At 27.8% G+C, this 18,523-nt stretch carries 18 protein-coding genes; all 18 read left to right on the forward strand.

The features are described 5' to 3' along the window. The first annotated feature begins 770 nt into the window (after positions 1-770). Positions 771-1,013: a hypothetical protein gene (locus tag CLPUN_RS21240; RefSeq protein ID WP_077849229.1), complete on the forward strand. Its 243-nt coding sequence runs from the start codon at positions 771-773 to the stop codon at positions 1,011-1,013. Positions 1,014-1,214: 201 nt separating this feature from the next. Then, positions 1,215-3,215: a methyl-accepting chemotaxis protein gene (locus CLPUN_RS21245; protein WP_077849230.1), complete on the forward strand. Its 2,001-nt coding sequence runs from the start codon at positions 1,215-1,217 to the stop codon at positions 3,213-3,215. A gap of 331 nt (positions 3,216-3,546) precedes the next feature. Next, positions 3,547-4,347, forward strand: coding sequence for a TIGR00266 family protein (locus CLPUN_RS21250; protein ID WP_077849231.1), 801 nt, complete (start codon positions 3,547-3,549; stop codon positions 4,345-4,347). A gap of 227 nt (positions 4,348-4,574) precedes the next feature. Then, a complete protein-coding gene (locus tag CLPUN_RS21255) occupies positions 4,575-5,204 on the forward strand; it encodes a histidine phosphatase family protein (RefSeq protein ID WP_077849232.1) in 630 nt (209 codons plus the stop codon). Between the two features lie 320 nt (positions 5,205-5,524). Then, positions 5,525-6,133, forward strand: coding sequence for a thioester domain-containing protein (locus CLPUN_RS21260; protein ID WP_077849233.1), 609 nt, complete (start codon positions 5,525-5,527; stop codon positions 6,131-6,133). Between the two features lie 110 nt (positions 6,134-6,243). Further along, the gene (locus CLPUN_RS21265) at positions 6,244-6,645 is read left to right on the forward strand and encodes a hypothetical protein (RefSeq protein ID WP_077849234.1); all 402 of its coding nucleotides are present in this window, start codon (positions 6,244-6,246) and stop codon (positions 6,643-6,645) included. Between the two features lie 38 nt (positions 6,646-6,683). Then, on the forward strand, positions 6,684-7,682 hold the full coding sequence (locus CLPUN_RS21270) for a type II toxin-antitoxin system antitoxin SocA domain-containing protein (RefSeq protein ID WP_077849235.1): 999 nt from the start codon (positions 6,684-6,686) through the stop codon (positions 7,680-7,682). 373 nt (positions 7,683-8,055) lie between these two features. Then, the gene (locus CLPUN_RS21275; protein ID WP_077849236.1) at positions 8,056-9,909 is read left to right on the forward strand and encodes a S8 family peptidase; all 1,854 of its coding nucleotides are present in this window, start codon (positions 8,056-8,058) and stop codon (positions 9,907-9,909) included. Between the two features lie 251 nt (positions 9,910-10,160). Beyond that, entirely contained in the window at positions 10,161-11,897 is a 1,737-nt protein-coding gene (locus tag CLPUN_RS21280) for a S8 family peptidase (protein WP_077849237.1), read from the forward strand. A 228-nt stretch (positions 11,898-12,125) separates the two neighbouring features. Beyond that, positions 12,126-12,602, forward strand: coding sequence for a hypothetical protein (locus tag CLPUN_RS21285; protein ID WP_077849238.1), 477 nt, complete (start codon positions 12,126-12,128; stop codon positions 12,600-12,602). Then, a complete protein-coding gene (locus CLPUN_RS21290; protein WP_077849239.1) occupies positions 12,550-12,750 on the forward strand; it encodes a hypothetical protein in 201 nt (66 codons plus the stop codon). Before CLPUN_RS21285 ends, CLPUN_RS21290 begins: the two co-directional genes overlap by 53 nt. Before the next feature lie 137 nt (positions 12,751-12,887). Beyond that, positions 12,888-13,508, forward strand: a complete 621-nt coding sequence (locus CLPUN_RS21295) for a superoxide dismutase (RefSeq protein ID WP_077849240.1) — start codon at positions 12,888-12,890, stop codon at positions 13,506-13,508. 301 nt (positions 13,509-13,809) lie between these two features. Continuing rightward, positions 13,810-14,454, forward strand: coding sequence for a pentapeptide repeat-containing protein (locus CLPUN_RS21300; RefSeq protein WP_077849241.1), 645 nt, complete (start codon positions 13,810-13,812; stop codon positions 14,452-14,454). A 277-nt stretch (positions 14,455-14,731) separates the two neighbouring features. Further along, a complete protein-coding gene (locus CLPUN_RS21305) occupies positions 14,732-15,580 on the forward strand; it encodes a DegV family protein (protein WP_077849242.1) in 849 nt (282 codons plus the stop codon). Between the two features lie 354 nt (positions 15,581-15,934). Next, positions 15,935-16,783 carry an MFS transporter gene (locus tag CLPUN_RS21310; protein ID WP_077849243.1) on the forward strand — a complete coding sequence of 283 codons (849 nt, stop codon included), beginning with the start codon at positions 15,935-15,937 and terminating at the stop codon, positions 16,781-16,783. Between the two features lie 102 nt (positions 16,784-16,885). Continuing rightward, positions 16,886-17,116: a hypothetical protein gene (locus CLPUN_RS21315; protein ID WP_077849244.1), complete on the forward strand. Its 231-nt coding sequence runs from the start codon at positions 16,886-16,888 to the stop codon at positions 17,114-17,116. Between the two features lie 5 nt (positions 17,117-17,121). After that, a complete protein-coding gene (locus CLPUN_RS28900) occupies positions 17,122-17,976 on the forward strand; it encodes a putative bifunctional diguanylate cyclase/phosphodiesterase (protein ID WP_143329093.1) in 855 nt (284 codons plus the stop codon). Next, entirely contained in the window at positions 17,973-18,314 is a 342-nt protein-coding gene (locus CLPUN_RS29270) for an EAL domain-containing protein (protein WP_143329094.1), read from the forward strand. Before CLPUN_RS28900 ends, CLPUN_RS29270 begins: the two co-directional genes overlap by 4 nt. The last annotated feature ends 209 nt before the right edge of the window (positions 18,315-18,523 follow it).

Consider the following 18,523-nt stretch of genomic DNA (forward strand, 5'->3'; position numbering starts at 1 on the left):
AATACTTAACTATAAGACTCCTGAAGAGTTATTTGAAGCACACTTAGATAAAATTTATGCAGTTTAAGAAAATACAAGTGTTTAAGTCATAAATAGAAATTAGTTCAATTTGTTATTGCAATTTGCCTTTTAACAATAAATTAAAATAAAAGAACTTAGTAAAACTGTACAAGCTTTACTAAATTCTTTTTTGTTAAGAAGTGTGAAGTGAAAATAAATTTTTAGTGTATAAGAAAGACTTACTTAGGGGAGTAAGTCTTTTTTTGTGAAGTATTTTTTTAGGGACAATATGTTTTAACTATCTTACAAGAATAGTATAAAACATAATTATAACAATACTGTAACGATATTGTGGCAAATTTGTAAGAGTATAATACAAATTTGCCACAATATATATATGTTTTATATATATTATCAAATTAAGTAATAAAAATAATTTTATGCATAGTCTTTTGCTTTATAATCAAAAAATAATGTATAAAAGTCTTAAATGTTAAATTTGAAAATTAATAAATTATAAAATAAGAATTTGTATAGAATAGGAAAAAGTATATTGTAATTGGTAATTATTTAATACATAATAATATTAAGGATAAGATATGGTCAAGAGTTGATTATTCTCTTGGTAGGTTATACACTTATATTCAAGTTTACAAATAGAAAAATATTAGAAATGAAGAGGATTAGGTATTAGGGTCTAAATTTGTTTTATATTTTAGAAAGAGTCTTTGACTTTTATATAATATTTATTATCATATGGAGGTGAGAGCATGGAGAATTTTGAAAATGAACATTTAACTGAAAAAGAGCAAAAAGAAACATTAAAAAATGCTATAACAACAATAGTAGAGAATTATAAAGCAATCTTAATTAGTAATAATAGAATATCAGCTGAAGATAAACAAAAATATTACAATGATTTAGAGCACAATGTGGCAATAATGGAGTTTATAACAAAATGTAATTTAGATAAAGATGTTTTATGGAACGGTATGGATAAGAAAATTAAATAGTTATTTTTAAGAACTCTAGTTAGGTAGGGTTCTTTTTTAGACATTTTAGTTACTCATATAGTATTTAATTTATATTATTTTTTATAAAAATAATAAATTGTATAAATTAGGTAAAATGTGTATATATGATAGATTATATTGAATTTAGACAAAAAATGTCATATAATTATATGAAGATTTAAATATAAAGGGGGAGTAAATATGGGATTTGAAAGATTGAAGATAAACACTATTAGAACTAAATTGGTTGTTAGCTTAATAACTATTTGTGTAATTCCACTAGTTATAACGGGAGTTGCTTCATATAATCGTTCAAAAACAATTCTTAATGATAAGCTGACACTGACAAGTACACAAACACTTGCAGAAGTGAATACTGGATTAAAGGACTATTTTCATGGATTTTCAAATACAGTTGCTATGACTTCAAGTAATCCTGCTATAGAAAATGTTGATACAGATAATAATGCGGATGCTATATTAGATATAATCAAATCAGTCAAAGATAGTGATAAAGATATTTTGGATATTTATTATGGAACAGCTTCTGGAAAGTTTTTTATATATCCTGATGCAAAAATGCCTGATGGATATGATGCAACTCAAAGAGGATGGTATAAACTCGCTTTGGAAAATAAAGGTAAAGTTGTAATAACTCCAGCATATGAAGATGCTGGAACTAAAAGTAATGTTGTTGGAATTGCCAAAACAGTAGAGAAGGATGGTAAAGTAGTTGGTGTTATAGGAGTAGATTGTACACTATCTACACTCGCTGAAAGAATATCTGAAAAGAAAATAGGTAATACAGGATATATGTTCATTTCAGAATTATCAGGAAAGGTATTAGCTCATCCCAACAAAGACGTTGTTAATACAGATGATGCTGCTAAACTAAATATTTGGGACAAAATAAAATCAGAGAAGAGTGGTTTTGTTAATTATCAATATGATGGAAAAAATAAATTTGGAGTATATGATACAAATGATTTAACAGGATGGAAAATAGTAGCTACTTTAGATGAAAGTGAATTGACTAATGATACAAAATCAATCTTGCAAACAAATCTTATAATGATACTTGTAATGACACTAATTACAGTATTTATGGCTTTTATATTAAGTAATGGAATTGTTTATAATATACGTAAGTTAAAAGAAGTATTTGCTAAAGCTTCAAATGGAGATTTAACAGTATCTATGAAGGCTTCAACAAAAGATGAATTTAGTGATTTAGCTAACTCTTTCAATTCAATGATAAGTAACATATCAGAACTCATGAAAAGTGTTTCAAACTCATCTAATACAGTATTAGAAACTTCAACGAGTCTTGCAAGTATGTCAGAAGAAATAACTGCATCTATAAATGAAGTTGCAAAGGCAATAGAGGATGTTTCATCAGGAGCAACAGATCAAGTTCAAAATGCTCAACAAGGTGCTTCTGAAATGGAAGATTTGTCAAAACGCTTAGATAAAATAAATGTTAATTCAAATGAAATGGATAAGATTTCAAATAGTACTAAAACGCTAGGCTCAAAAGGTTTATATATGATAGAAACCTTAACTGAAAAATCAAGTAAAACTAAAACAGCTACTAGTCAAGTCAACGAAATAGTTCAAGATATGAACGAAAGTACTAAACAAATAAATGCCATATCTGAAACTATAGCAAATATAACAGCACAAACTAATCTTTTGTCATTAAACGCGAGTATAGAATCAGCTCGTGCAGGTGAAGCAGGAAAGGGTTTTGCAGTTGTTGCAGAGGAAATAAGAAAGCTTGCAGAACAATCACAAGCGTCAACAGAAGAAATTAAATCAATTATAGCAAATATACAAAAGAAATCAGATACAGCAGTGGAATCTATAAAATTAACTGAAACTGTAGTAAATGAACAAGATTTAGCTGTAAGTGAAACACAACAAATATTTAGTGAAATATTAAAATCAATTGAAATAATGATTACTAAGGTTGAGGAAGTAAGAATAGCTATTGTAGATATAAATGAAAAGAAAAAATCAACAGTATCAGAGATTGAAAATATTTCATTAATTTCAGAGCAAACAGCTTCTGCTTCAGAAGAAGTTACAGCTTCAGCAGAAGAAATAACAGCAACCATGGAAGAACTTACAAAACATTCAGGTGAACTTCAAAAACTAGCAGAGAAATTAGGAAATGAAATAAATAAATTTAAAATTAATTAGGATATAACACTTAATAAATATATAATAATTAAAAGTTATTTATGTGTAATTTAGCCATTATGTATTAAGAACATACTTATTAAAATTCCTAATTAAAATATGTGTACGAGGAGTAGTCATAGAAATATGATTACTCCTTGTACACATATTTTAGAAATATTGTATAATTACATAAAATAATATATCATTAAATATAATATATATTATTTTGATTAATATATGTGTTGCAAAATGATTTTTCATAAAAGTTGTATCTGTATGTTTGATTTTATGTGGATTCCTAATTGCAACATATATAATAGAAATATTAATGGATAAAGGAGAAAGAAATATGTATTCACATGAAATTGACTATACTATTTATGGAGATGATATGCAATATATTGAAATTGAGCTTAATCAATCAGAGACGGTTGTTGCAGAAGCAGGTTCTATGATGATGATGGATCCAAGCATACAAATGGAAACTATATTTGGAGATGGTTCTAAGCAAGGAAATAGTAGTGGGTTTATGGATAAACTTTTTTCAGCTGGTAAAAGAGTACTTACTGGTGAAAGTTTGTTTATGACAGCATTTACAAATGCAGGTGTAAGACGAGAAAAAGTATATTTTGCAGCTCCTTATCCAGGAAAAATATTACCTATGGATTTAAGTAAATTAGGTGGCAAACTAATATGCCAAAAAGATGCATTTTTATGTGCAGCTAAAGGCGTATCTATAGGAATAGATTTTAGAAAGAAATTAAGTGTAGGTTTCTTTGGGGGCGAAGGTTTTATTCTTGAAAAATTAGAAGGAGATGGATTAGCTTTTGTTCATGCATGTGGAGCTATAGTTGAAAGAGATCTTATACCAGGAGAAACTTTAAGAATAGACACGGGATGTTTAGTGGCTATGACTAAAGATGTAAATTACGATATACAATTTATAGGTGGAATTAAAAACACGTTATTTGGCGGTGAAGGAGTATTTTTTGCAACAGTATCAGGACCAGGTAAAGTGTGGATTCAAAGCTTACCGTTTAGCAGACTAGCAGAACGCGTATTTGCGGTAGCACCAACTGCTGGAGGACAAAGTAAAGGTGAAGGTAGTGTCCTTGGTATGCTTGGAAACATATTAGATGGAGATAACTAAAATATTAAACTCATAAGGTTTTACTTATGGGTTTTACTATTAAGTAATTAGACTTAGTATAGATTAAGTCTTGTAATATATATTGCAAAATGATTCTTTCGTAAAATCTGTGCCAGAATACTTAATTTTAGATAGATTTTGTAATTACAATATATATAATCTAAAATAATATAAACACAAAAATATAAATAATTTTAGAGTTGGAATTAAACAGAAAGAGGGTAAATATGAAGACAACATTACTATTGATTCGACATGGAGAAACAGAATGGAATACTTTAGGGAAATTTCAAGGCTGCATTGATATAGCTTTATCACAAGATGGAATTAAACAAGCTGAGTTGCTAAAGAACAGACTTAATGGAAAATTTGATTACATATATGCAAGTCCTCTTAACAGAGCTCTTGAGACAGCAAATATAATTGCATCTTTTACAGACAAAGAGGTTGTAGTAGAAAATGATATTAGAGAAATTAATTTTGGAGAATGGGAAGGGTTAACTGTACATGAAATAGCTGAAAATTATCCGGAAAAGTTCAAGGCTTGGAGAACAGATAAGAAAGAAAGTAAGATTTGCGGAGGGGATTTAAGCATACTTAATGCATCTAATAGGGCTAAAAAATGTGTTTTAAATATAATTAATGAGCATAAAGGTAAAAAAATAGCAATTGTTGCTCATGGAGGAATTATAAAAGCTGCTCTTATTGGCATATTTGAATGGGACATGACTATGTATCACAAGATGGCACTTGGAAATACATGTATTAACACTTTAACCTTTGATAAGGATTTAAACCCAGCCTTAGTTTCCTTAAATGATACAAACCACTTAACGTATGATGCAAAAACTGTATAAACATAACTTTAGTATTTATTATATATACGTTGTCATTTTGAGTATTTAGTAAAATTAAATCATCATAACTCAATTTAATAAAGATTACTTTTTGCAATATATGTAATATATTTGAATTTCTATATAAAGTTAAATAACAACTAAAAATTGTGATTTAAGAAAAAATAATCATAATTGTTTGTAAGAAGTATAAAATAAAGGGGATTTATGTTTTTGAAGCTAGTTATTAGAAGCTAATTGTAAAATATTAATTGATTTATGAATATATAAGTTACTTAAAACAAAAACTATCTTTAAATATTAGAGATAGGAGTGAAAGTATGAATTTAAAAAAATATACTAAATTATTAAGCTGTTTCATCTTTTTAACTTTACTTGTTGGTATTATTGAAGGGGCTAGTATACCTGATACAGTAAAGATAATCACAGAAAAGGGAATATTATATAAGGTTCAATATGATAATTTTGATCTTAATGTAGAGAAGATTAAAATCGAAGGGCGTAATGACGTTGTATATTGTCTAGAAATAAATAAAAAATATCCATCAGGACAAAACTTTTTATTAAACGGAGTTAGTAGTGAGCAAATTAACAATATTCTTGGTGCTGGATATCCAAATAGATCTGTTGCAGAATTAAATTTAGATAATGAAAATCAAGCATATTTTGCTACTCAAATTGCTATATGGAGCTTAGAAGAAGGATATGATGTTAATAGAATAAAGGGTGATAATCCTAAAATATTAGAAGCAATAAGAACTATATATAATGATGCTATAAATCAAAAATATAAAAATATAATACAAAGTAAATTATATAAAACAAGCGATGAATCAGTGCAGGAAGTTATAGTAAATTCTTATAGGGACCTAATGTCAGAAGAAAAGGCAGAATCAGAACAAGAAGAATATGCACCTCAAGAAGGATAAAAAGTTTTAAAGCCAAGTGCATTTGCACTTGGCTTTTATTGACAGGAATTGTTTAAAATGATACCCTTTTGTTATATTACTAGGCGTTATTTTCATAAGGGGTGAAAAATGTGTTATTAAAGGATTATACTGAAGAGCAGATAAAAAATTTAGTTGAAATTATTAAAGACTGTGTACGAGAAAATAGATATAATATATCATTAGAAGATAACAAGATGGAAAATATTCAATTTATGGAAGAATATAATATAAACGAAAAGAAACGAATTGATATTTTGTTCAATTTGGGTTATAGAGATTTTTGTTATGGGCTGCAAAATTTAAAAGATGGAATTGAGGAAAATAATCTTTATGTATTTTGTGTCGAAAGAGAATTGTATAATATTGAAGATAAAAAGGAGACAATAGATATTTATTTGAAATTTAATATAATGTGTAATGAAATGGAGGAATATAGATTATTAGTTTCATTGCATAAAAGGAACAAACCAATTACATATGTTTTTAAATAGAAGACGAATAATGGGGCAGAAGGGAAGGAAAAAGTTTTATGAAACGTTTAGCATTTTGTGAATACTGTATGAATGAGATTGAATATAAAATAAATGAAGTAAATAAAATATCCATATTAAAGGATGAAGAAATAAATTATATGGCTAAAGAAGCTAGTTGCAGTGAATGTGGCAATGAGATTTTTGTTTCAGATATATGTGATCGCAATTTGAAAAGTTTATATGATGAATACAGAAATAAACATAATGTAATAACGGTGGTGGAATTAAAACGTATTCTGATAAAATATTCTCTTAATGAAGAAGCCCTATCATTATTATTAGGTTGGAAGAGGGAAACAATAAGCAGATTCTTAGAAGGAGATATGATTACAAGCTCTAATTCAGATATTCTTAAAAAGATATATAAAAATCCTAACTATTACTCAATTGTATTGCAGACTAATAAAGAAAGAATAAATCCAATAGATTATAGTAAAACTAGACAGACTGTTAAAGATATTTTGAGCAAAGCAGCTACGGAAGAGAAGATTGATTCAGTAATAAAATATCTTTTAATAAGATATGAAGATATTACCCCTTCTACTATTCAAAAACTATTATATTATGTACAGGGTTTTTATTATATGTTTACTGATAATTTTATTTTTACAGAAGATTGTGAAGCTTCTATAGATGGACCTGTTTACATAAGTGTATATGATAGGTATGAAAAGTTTGGATACGTAGTAATTAATAATGATATATTAGCTAATGAAAATTTTACATTAGAAGATGTAGAGGCAAATGTTGTGGAAAGTATAATTAAATTTTATGGCTGCTACAGTGGGAAAATATTAGAGCAAATGACTAAAAACGAGGCGCCTTGGATGTTAGTCAGAACGAAGAATATTAATGAAAATAATATCCTCAATAAAACAATAGAAAAGAAACTTATTGGAATATATTTCAAGGGGATAAAAGAAAAATATAATATGACAAATTTATTAGATGTGCAAAAATATAGCACAGATTTATTTAATAAGATATCTATATAAAAAAGGACAATAAAAACATGTGTTTATAAAAATTCACATGTACATTCCCTAAACTAGAGATCACATTAAAATTAGTTAATATGATTTGAAATTTTTAGTAAATTAAATTTTAACATATATAAATCTAAACCATACATATAGCATATTTTTAAGCTTTATGTATGGTTTTAATTTTATTTAAATTTTATGTATTTCGAATAGCCAATTTTTATCTTTGAGTACTGGCAATTAAATAATTTTGTGAAATATATAACTAATATCTTTTTATGAATTATTTATTAAGCGTAATTAAAGTTTTATGTATTAATTTTGCAAGAATAATTTAGATTTAATATAAATATTATTAAATATGAATACTATTTAGGAGTCAAGGGTGTCTGAATTAAGGAAATGCAATTTATATTATGGAGATTCACCTAATTATTTAGTTGAATATAGAGGCGATTTCAAATTACAAATAGATAAAATATCATATGCCTGCGGAGATATAATTACAGATACAATTGCAGTTATATCTACAGCTCCTGAAAATTTAAATCAGCTTTTTAAGGATGTGCCCTCAATTACATTTGTTGATCCTAGGAGCAAATTTGTACTTCAGGATATTTCACCTTCAAGTGTAGATAATATAAGTGCAATAAAAATAAATCCTTATTTAGATTTAACTGGGCGTGGTATATTAATTGGTATGGTTGATACTGGCATAGATTATCTAAATGAAGAATTTATTAGAGAAGATGATACATCGAGAATAGCTGCTATATGGGATCAAACTATTCCAAATAGCACTGATGAAACTGTATATATGGGCAAAACTTATTCAAATGAAGAAATAAATAATGCGGTTAAAGCTTATAGGAATAAACAGGATCCATATCAAATTGTACCTTCAAGAGATGAGATTGGGCATGGTACGCAAATAGCTGGAATCATAGGAGCGAGAGGTTATAATAAAGAAATACAAGGGATTGCTTCTGGATGTGAATTTGTTATTGTAAAACTTTATGAATCAATTAGATTTAAGAGAGAATTAGAAGAGAATAACATTCCATATACACCAATTTATAATACTTCTGAAATTTTAACTGCAGTAGATTATTTGAAAAATTTTTCTATAAAACAAAATAAACCTATGGTTATATATTTAGGTGTGGGTACTACCGAAGGTAGTCATGATGGTAATAATATTATTTCAAGATATATAACATCTGTTGGAAGTGTTAGAGGTATTGTTACTGTTGCAGGAGTTGGAAATGAAGGAGCAGCAGAAGGACATGCTTCTGGATTTATACAACAGGTGGGGAGTGTTACGTCGATAGAACTTAGAATACCAACAGAAATTAAGTATTTTTCTTTTAAGATATGGATTTTAAAACCTAATAGGGCATCTTTAAATGTGGTTTCTCCAAATGGAGATGAATCTAATTTTATTAAAGCAAAAATTAATGAGGAACAAACGATAGATTTTGTTTTTTTTAAAACCGAAATGAGAGTAAAATATTATGTTCCAGAACATTTTACTGGTCATGAAGTAATAGATGTGAGTTTTGCTAACATAAAAGCTGGAATATGGACGTTTCAATTAAGAGGAGATTATATAACTAATGGTGTATATCATATATGGCTTCCGCCACACAAGACACTACCGGAGGGTACAAGATTTCTTCAATCAGATCCATTTCTTACATTAACAATACCTGGAACAGCAAGAAAAGTGGTTACAGTAGGTTATTATGGAAATAACAATGCTTTAATTGCTGCATCAGGAAAAGGATTTAGTGTTAATGAAATGATTATAAATCCGGATATAGCCACTATTGGAGTAGATATTTTAACAACAAAACCTACAGGTGGAGTGACTACTGTTTCAGGTAGTTCGGCAGCTTCTGGAGTAGTAGCTGGCGCTTGTGCACTTTTAATGGAATGGGGAATTGTTAAAGGAAATGATAAAACTATGTATTCTACAAAAATCATAGCTTATTTAATTCATGGAGCTGATAGAAGTAATCCTATTTATAAATACCCTAATAGGGAGATTGGTTATGGATTTTTTGATTTATTAGGTACTTTTAATATTATTAGTAGAAGTTATAGACAAGATGATGATATAAGCTTATATAGTAATTCTAGCAGAAGTTATAGAGAAGATAACAATTTAGATTTATATAATAATTTTATTGAATATTATATTGATAGATTATTTATAAGAATTCCTAAGTCATATTAAAGAAAACACTAACTTAATAAGGAAGATACATATTTTGTCTTAAATTTGAAAGTCTCTTGAGTTTGATATGCTCAACCCAATTTTACAATAATGGAAAATTGAAACTGAAAGTTTTTATTTAAGGAAGGAGTAGAAATATACTGCCTAATGGTGAGTTATTCAGTAAAACAATTAATATTACAATATAGAAGACCAGAATTCAATTTATTATTTTCTAAATTATGCCGAAATAAAAAATAGGAGGAGTTTAAATGAAAAGAAATCTAGAACATGAAAAGATTTTTCACGATATAAGATATGATAATTATGTTGTACAATACCAAGGAAATATCGAAGATGAAATTTCAAAAAGACCAGATTTTTATGTAACCATAATTAACGATAGATTTGCAATAGTCTCACTTATAAAAGATTTAGAACTTAATATAAGTGAAGAAGCTATGTTTCAGACTATTGTATATGTTGTACCTTCAGAATTTTATACACTTCAAGATGTTTCTCCAACTGAAGCTTCACAGGCTAATTTTTTACAAACAGGTTCTCCTCTAAATTTAACAGGACAAGGTGTTAATGTAGCAATTGTTGATTCTGGCATTGATTATTTAAATGAGGAGTTTATGGATGCAAATGGAGAAACTAGAATTGAATTGATATGGGATCAAACTATAATTTCTACTGAAACTACTGTTTCCAATGATGCACCATTTGGCGCTGTATATACAAAAGCGCAAATAAATGATGCAATAAAGGCACAAAGAGAAGGAAATTCTGCTAGTAAGATAGTTCCTAGTAATGATGAAATTGGCCATGGAACCAATATGTCTGGAATAATTGGTGCCACTGGGAAAAATTCTAGATTAAGGGGAGTTGTACCAAATTGTAGTTTTGTAGTTGTTAAATTAATAAGAGATTTTTCATATGAGGCACAATTTCCAGATACTGAAGTTCCTGTATTTAATATAACAGCTATTTTTGCCGCTTTGCAATTTTTATATGAATATATCCTAACAAATAATAAACCAATGGTTATATATTTTCCACTTGGTAGCACTTTAGGAAATCATAAAGGTGAAGGTGATTTAGAAGAATTTATTGAATCAATTTCTACAAAGAGTGGAATTGCAGTAGTTGCAGGAACAGGTAATCAAAGAAATGCAGGTGGTCATTCATCTGGAACAGTTTCTCAAATAATTGGAGTTCAATCCCCTGGCGTTGGAGTAATAGAATTGGAGGCAGCACCAGAACAAAAAAATATATGGATTCAAATTTGGATTGATCTGCCTAATATAATGTCATTAGAAATAGTATCTCCATCAGGGGAAAATACAGGTGTAATACCTATTATACTCAATTATACTAAAAGGCATACTTTCATATTTGAAAAGACGTCAATTAGAGTTAATTACTATTTCCCAGAAGAAACTACTGGAGATGAATTAATACGTGTTAGGTTTTATAATTTACAGCCTGGCATATGGAGGCTTAGAATAGTTGCTAATTATATTTTAAGTGGTAAATATAATGCTTGGCTACCTCAAAGGGGATTAACAGTAGGGAATACTAGATTCAGTTTTCCAGATCCTTTTGGTACAATAACTAATCCATCCAATTCTATTTATATAGTGACAGCAGCGGCATATAATCAAAATAACTATAATCTTGTAGATTATTCTGGTATGGCATTTTTAGATTTTTATATTGACAGAATAGATGTTGCAGCAGGAGGTGTAAATGCAATTACAGTGGCACCTAATAATAAAATAGCGATTGTTAATGGAACTAGCGTTTCAGCAGCAGTAGTTGCAGGGGTCTGTGCAATGTTATTCCAATGGGGAATAATTAATGGAAATGACCCATATATGTATTCTCAAACTGTCAAAGCATATCTAGCAAAAGGAGCAATTGGAAGAAGTGGAGATATTATTCCCAATCCATATTGGGGATATGGAATTTTAAATGTACCTAAAATTTTTGAAAATATGACTTAAGAGGTTATTTCTTTTGCAATATACATAAAAAAAGAAACCTTAAAAAAGTCAATGATTTTCAAATTTAATTGCCCATATTTAATAGTGTATTTAACTATGTTAACCTCTTTATTTTCGTAAAATTAAAAAAATATACAAAGTTTACATTTTTCACAAAAATAGTAATATAATGTGTTTAAGTGAAAATTTATACTTTGAGTATAAAAATAATAAGTGGGAGGGGTTAGCGTGAAAAAATACATTTTAAGTGAAAATTTTATTGAGGCAGAATCAACAGGAAAAAGGTTATATCAGATAATTGCGACAAAAAGTTTTAGTGATGTTGAAAAAGGTGAGTTTGGAGGATATGTTGAAGGCGAAAAAAACTTATGTCAGCATGGGAATTGTTGGATTCATGATGATGCCCAAGTTTTTGATGATGCACAAATATGTGAAAATGCAATTATAGCAGGAGATGCACAAATATCAGGAAAAGCTGAAGTTCATGATGATGCAATAGTAAGTGATAATGTAAAGTTATCTGATAATGTGATTATAGCAGGAAAAGCAAGTATATATGACAATGCTAAATTATTAGGAAATGCAAGAGTATGTGATAATGTGCTTGTTTTTAATAATGCAGTTGCAAGTGGAAATGTAATCTTATCTGGAAATGCAAAAAATATATGGTCATGCAAAAATTTTAGGGAATGTACATGTATGTGATGAAGCCGTAGTATGTGATACAGCTGTAATTTATGATGATGTAATAATATCTCACAGAGCAAAAGTATGTGGAAATACAGAGGTATACAGCAGAAATGTATGTGATTCAGAAGTAATAAATGGTGATGGACAAAACCTTTCAGCATAAGTAAATGACAAATATTTAGGCATACATAAAGGTTAGATAAGATATTTGTAATGATTATTTAACAGTAGCAAAATTATATAATCATCATATTATAAAATAATAGCAATTATTAATAGTATATGTATGGGGGGGATAATATGAAGTATGACAAAATTGAATTATCATATTCATTCAATGCATTAGAACCATATATTGATGAAGAAACTGTAAAAATACATTATACTAAGCATTTACAGGGATATGTAAATAAATTAAATAATATATTACAAGGTTATAATAAATTTACAAAGGGAAAAACCTTAGAAGAAATCCTGTTAAATGTAGATAAAATACCTAAGAAGATTAGAGAAGATGTTATAAATCAAGGTGGTGGGGTATCAAACCATAATTTATACTTTTCTATTCTTTCACCTAATCCTAAGAAGGAGCCAGAAGGAAAATTACTAAAAGAAATAATTAAAACTTTTGGGTCTTTAGAAAAATTAAAACAAAAAGTAAGTGAAGCAGCTATAAATCAATTTGGGTCAGGATATGGATGGTTAGTTAAGGATAAACATGAAAAATTAAAAATTATGAGCACTCTAAATCAAAATTCACCTTTAAGTTATGGTTTTATTCCTATATTAACTATAGACATTTGGGAACATGCATATTATTTGAAGTATAAAAACTTGCGTGCAGAATATGTTAAAAACATATGGAATATAATTGATTGGGAAAGAGTTGAAGAAGGGTATAAGAATCTTTGCATTCAATAAATAAATTATAAAGAATAGAAGGAGTTTGTCTTAAAATCAAGGCAAACTCTTTTAATTTGTTAACTGTACATTATTAATTGGAACATATATAATAGAATGTGCATTAGTTTTATATATTCCAATAATATACAAGTACAATTTGTTATAAAATTAAAAAGTCCATAATCTTATATAATATAAGTAATGAAAGCTGTATTAATATATAAAACTAAATTATATTGGTAGCTTATAATGATGATATAAATATTTAAGTGAAATATTTATGAGAAATTAAATTTATTTTAGCAAGGGGAAGTTGCATGTGTCAGAATTAAATAAAATATTAAAGCCTAAATTAGAGTGTTTGTTGGAAAATAAACAGGATATTGAAAGCGAATTAATTAATGAAAGATATATATCAAATACTTTAATTGAAAATAGTAGTTTACAATACATTAATGAAGAAAAAATAGAGATAAATGGATGTCATTTTATAAATGTAGTATTTACAGAATGCTCTTTTAGAAATATAGATTTATTGGATGTAGTCTTTGAAAATTGTGATTTGTCAAATATTAATTTTTCAGAAGGAAGTATACATAGAGTAGAATTTAAAAGGTGTAAACTTGTGGGTGCTAATTTTAGTGAGTGCAATATTCAAAATGTTCTTTTTGAAGAAGTTCTTGGTAGATATTCAAATTTTGGATATTCTAAAATGAAAAATATAAAATTTAAAGAATGTACTATGCAAGGAACCATATTTTTGGAATGCAGCTTTAATAAGGTTAGTTTTAGAGAATGTAATATAAGTGGTTCGGAATTTACTAATACACCTCTTAAACAAATAGATTTTAGAGATAGTGATATATCAGAAATATCATTAACAGGAAGAGAATTAAAAGATGCAATAGTTTCTCCGCTTCAAGCAGTTGAGTTATCTAGGCTTCTTGGAATTATAATTAAGTAGTAACTTTAGTGAGCTTAGAAGATATTAAGCTTAGGATTAAATAAATTCGAAAACCTTACAAAAAATTGCATTATGGATAGTTTTTTATATCTAAATAACTTTGATTTTAGACTATAGGAAGGCTTAAAATTAAGAACTATTGATAAACAAAATAAGAATGATATAATTATTGTAAGATAATTATATCATAGTAAAAAGTGAGTATACTGTCTAAATAAATCTTAACAATTATTGAGTAAAATCATATTAGTTATTGATTCTATTAAGGAGGAAAATAATGAAAAAAATAGCATTAATAACAGATAGCGCTTCAGATATAAGTGTTGAACTGTTAACTGAAAATAAAATTAAATTATTGCCATTTAAAGTTATATATTCTGATGGAGAATATGAAGATAGAATAGATATAACTCCTCAAATGATGTATGATCGTTTGAAAACTGAAATACCTAAAACTTCATTACCTAGTATAGAGAAAATAACCAATGTATTTAAAGAGGCAATTGAAGAAGGATACACTCATGCAATTATAATTACAATATCAGCTGCTTTTTCTGGTACATACAATGCTGTAAGATTAGTCAGCGAAGATTTTCCAGAACTTAAGACTTTTGTCTTTGATTCTAAAACATTAACTATGGCAGAAGGCGCAATAGTACTTGAAATAGCTAAATTAATTAAGCAAGGAAAATCATTTGGAGAAATAACAGAAATTTTACCTACTTATAGAGAAAAAATAGATTTATTTTTCACAATAGATACGTTAGAATATTTACAAAAAGGGGGAAGAATTGGTAAGGTTGCAGGAACTGTTGGAGAACTTTTAAATTTAAAACCTATTATAACAGTGGCAGACGATGGTACTTATAGAACAGCTGCTAAAGCTAGAGGTTCAAAACAAGCTGTATCAAAGCTAACAGATATATTTAAAGGCTATTTAGAAAAAGGAAAGTACAAGGCATGGATTTTGGATGGAAATGGATTGGATAAAGTCCAAAGCTTGTATGAAGCAATAAAAGACCTTCCTAATGTAGTGGAATGTAGAATTGCAGGCACTATTGGACCAGCACTTGGCGTAAATACTGGTCCTGGACTTGTAGGACTTGCAATAGAAAAAGTAGATTAATTTTTTATAAAAGAAGGAAGTGAATAAGGATGAGGTTATGCATTGCTTTAACTCCGTGCAGAGTCATGTAAGATAGAGCTTGCATGGAGTAATCTATCTGATTTTGACTTTGCATTTTCAATAGTTGAATTGAAAATTGAAATAAAGAATTAAATAATTTCTATATATTTATGATAGGCCAGTTTGTTTCCCAGTTTGGAAGCAATTTAACAAAATAGAGTATCTTTATGTTATTAATTTTATGATTGGAATTGGAAATGCTTTTCAAAATCCAGCATCCGAGGTTACTGTATCACTAATTGTATCTAAAGATAATTATATAAAGACAAGTGCTTTACGTACTTTATGTAATTGTTGTACAGGTATTTTGCACCAATTATTGCTTGTTCATTATATGCATTTTGGGGATTAAAGACAATTGTAAAGGTTGATTTAACAACCTTTATTTTTGGATTTACTACTTTAGCATTATTAGTAAAGATTACTTCTGCTCCTAGATTATCAAAAGGCAAAAAGGATGGAGTATGGAAGCAGTGCATGTTAGGTATAAAATATTTAGTGAACCAAAAGAATATATTTAGATTAATTCTATTTATGGCCTTTGTGAATTTTATTGCTGCAATATATAATACTAATTTATCACCAATGGTATTATCTAGAAATGGAAATAATTATATTCACTTGGGTATTGTAAGCAGTACCATAAGTATTGCAGGCCTTGTAGGTAGTATTTTTGTAACTAAATTGCCACAGCCGTCTAAGAGAATTCCTCTTATTTTGAATATTATGACATTTTCATTTTTAGTTTGTAATAGCCTTTTAGGAATTGGACAAAATTATTACGTATGGACAATAGCAGTTTTTATGGGGAATGTTCTAATTCCGTTTTTAACTGCAAATGTAGAATATATAATGAGAACTAAGGCGCCCTTAGAATTACAGGGAAGAGTTTTTTCAGCGCGAAATACCTTGCAGTATACATCAATACCAGCAGGAAGTATATTAGGTGGTTTCTTGGCTGACAAGGTATTTGAACCCTATATGAAAACTTCGACATTAACACAAGCACTTTTAGCAAAGATAGTTGGAAATACAAGAGGCAGTGGTATTGCTTTACTTTTTATATGTATTGGGTTAGTTGAATTCTTAGGATGCTGCATATTTAGGCTAAGCAAGAGCATGAGAACATTAGATTACGAATAAAGATTAAATCAAAATGCATTTTCTTAAAAATCAAGAAAATGCTTTTTTGATTATTTTAGGCATTATATTATATAGAATGGTATGTAAAAATGGAGAAGAAAAATGGATATTAAGCAAAGCAAAAGCAATAAAGAATTCAGAAGGCAAAAAAATATAAGGCTGGTTGGTTCACACACAGATATAACTGAGCAGAAGTTAATACAAAATGAACTAAACTCTTTAGCACATTATGATATGCTTACAGAATTACCTAATAGGCTTTCTTTTGAGGTTAAAATAAATGATTTAATTAATACTGGAAAAAATATGATTCTGACAAAAAGTTTGCATTAATTTATATGGATGTAGATAATTTTAAGCATATAAATGATACATTAGGGCATATTTCAGGTGACTTACTCTTAAAATATGTTGCTAATATATTAAAATATCAAGTAAAAGCTCCTGATTTTGTAGCAAGATTAGGGGGAGACGAATTTGCAATTGTTTTTGAAGATATAAAAAATAGGCAAGAAGTAACTGATAAAATAAAGTGGTTATTAAAATATTTAAGAAGACCGTGGATAATTGATAGTCAGGAATTCTTTATTTCATATAGTGTTGGAATTGCAATTTATCCAGAAGATGGCGAAAATTTATCTACATTACTTAAAAATTCTGATGTGGCTATGTATTATGTTAAAAAAAATATGAAAGATGATTATTGTTTCTATTTACTAGAAATCCAAGAACAAAATTCCAAGAAAATAAAAATGATAAATGACCTAAGACATGCAATAGATAATAAAGAGTTCGCTCTTTTTTATCAGCCAATAATTAATTTGAGTAATGGAAGAATAATAGGGGCAGAAGCATTAATAAGGTGGTTTCATCCAATAAAAGGAATGATTTCACCTATGGAGTTTATACCAATAGCTGAAGAAATTGGATTAATTCATGATATTGAAAGATGGATATTAAAAACAGCATTAGAACAGAAAAAACAATGGGAAGATATGGGATATGATGATATGAGATTATCAATAAATATTTCGGGAAAAAGTGTTACACGAGCTTGTTTTATAAATGAAATTAGAGATTTATTATCTAAAGTAAAAATAAAAAATGATAAAATCCAATTTGAAGTAACAGAAACAGCACTTATGGAAGATTTGAATGAATCAACAAAAGATCTAAGAAAATACAGGATATGAATATAAAAATAGCATTAGATGATTTTGGTACAGGTTATTCTTCACTAACATATCTTAAGAAGTTACCAATAGATGTTGTTAAACTTGATAGAGATTTTATCAGAAATATATCAAAAATATCAGAAGACCAAGTAATAGCTAAACATGTAATAAAACTTACACATGAACTAAATTTTAAAATTGTTGCAGAAGGAATTGAAACAAAAGAACACCTTGAATTTTTAAAGTTAAATAATTGTGAATATGGACAAGGGTATTTATTTAGCAAACCTATTACTAAAGGAAGTTTTGAGGAATTATTAATATTGGGGAAAAGTTATCAGTATAATAAGTTATAACATAAGATTATTTTTTAAAACTTGACAATTTTATTTCAAATACATAAATATGATGAATTAAAAGAAATAATTTTGAAAAAATACTGAGGTTATTTATATATAAGAACTAAAACCTTTAAAGAAATTATATATTAAGGAAAGAATGTAATAGATTATTAAGTATAAAGTATTGAAAAATCTCAATTTTGTAATTGCGATTTTTTTATGTT

This window comes from Clostridium puniceum (assembly GCF_002006345.1).
Classification (GTDB): domain Bacteria; phylum Bacillota; class Clostridia; order Clostridiales; family Clostridiaceae; genus Clostridium; species Clostridium puniceum.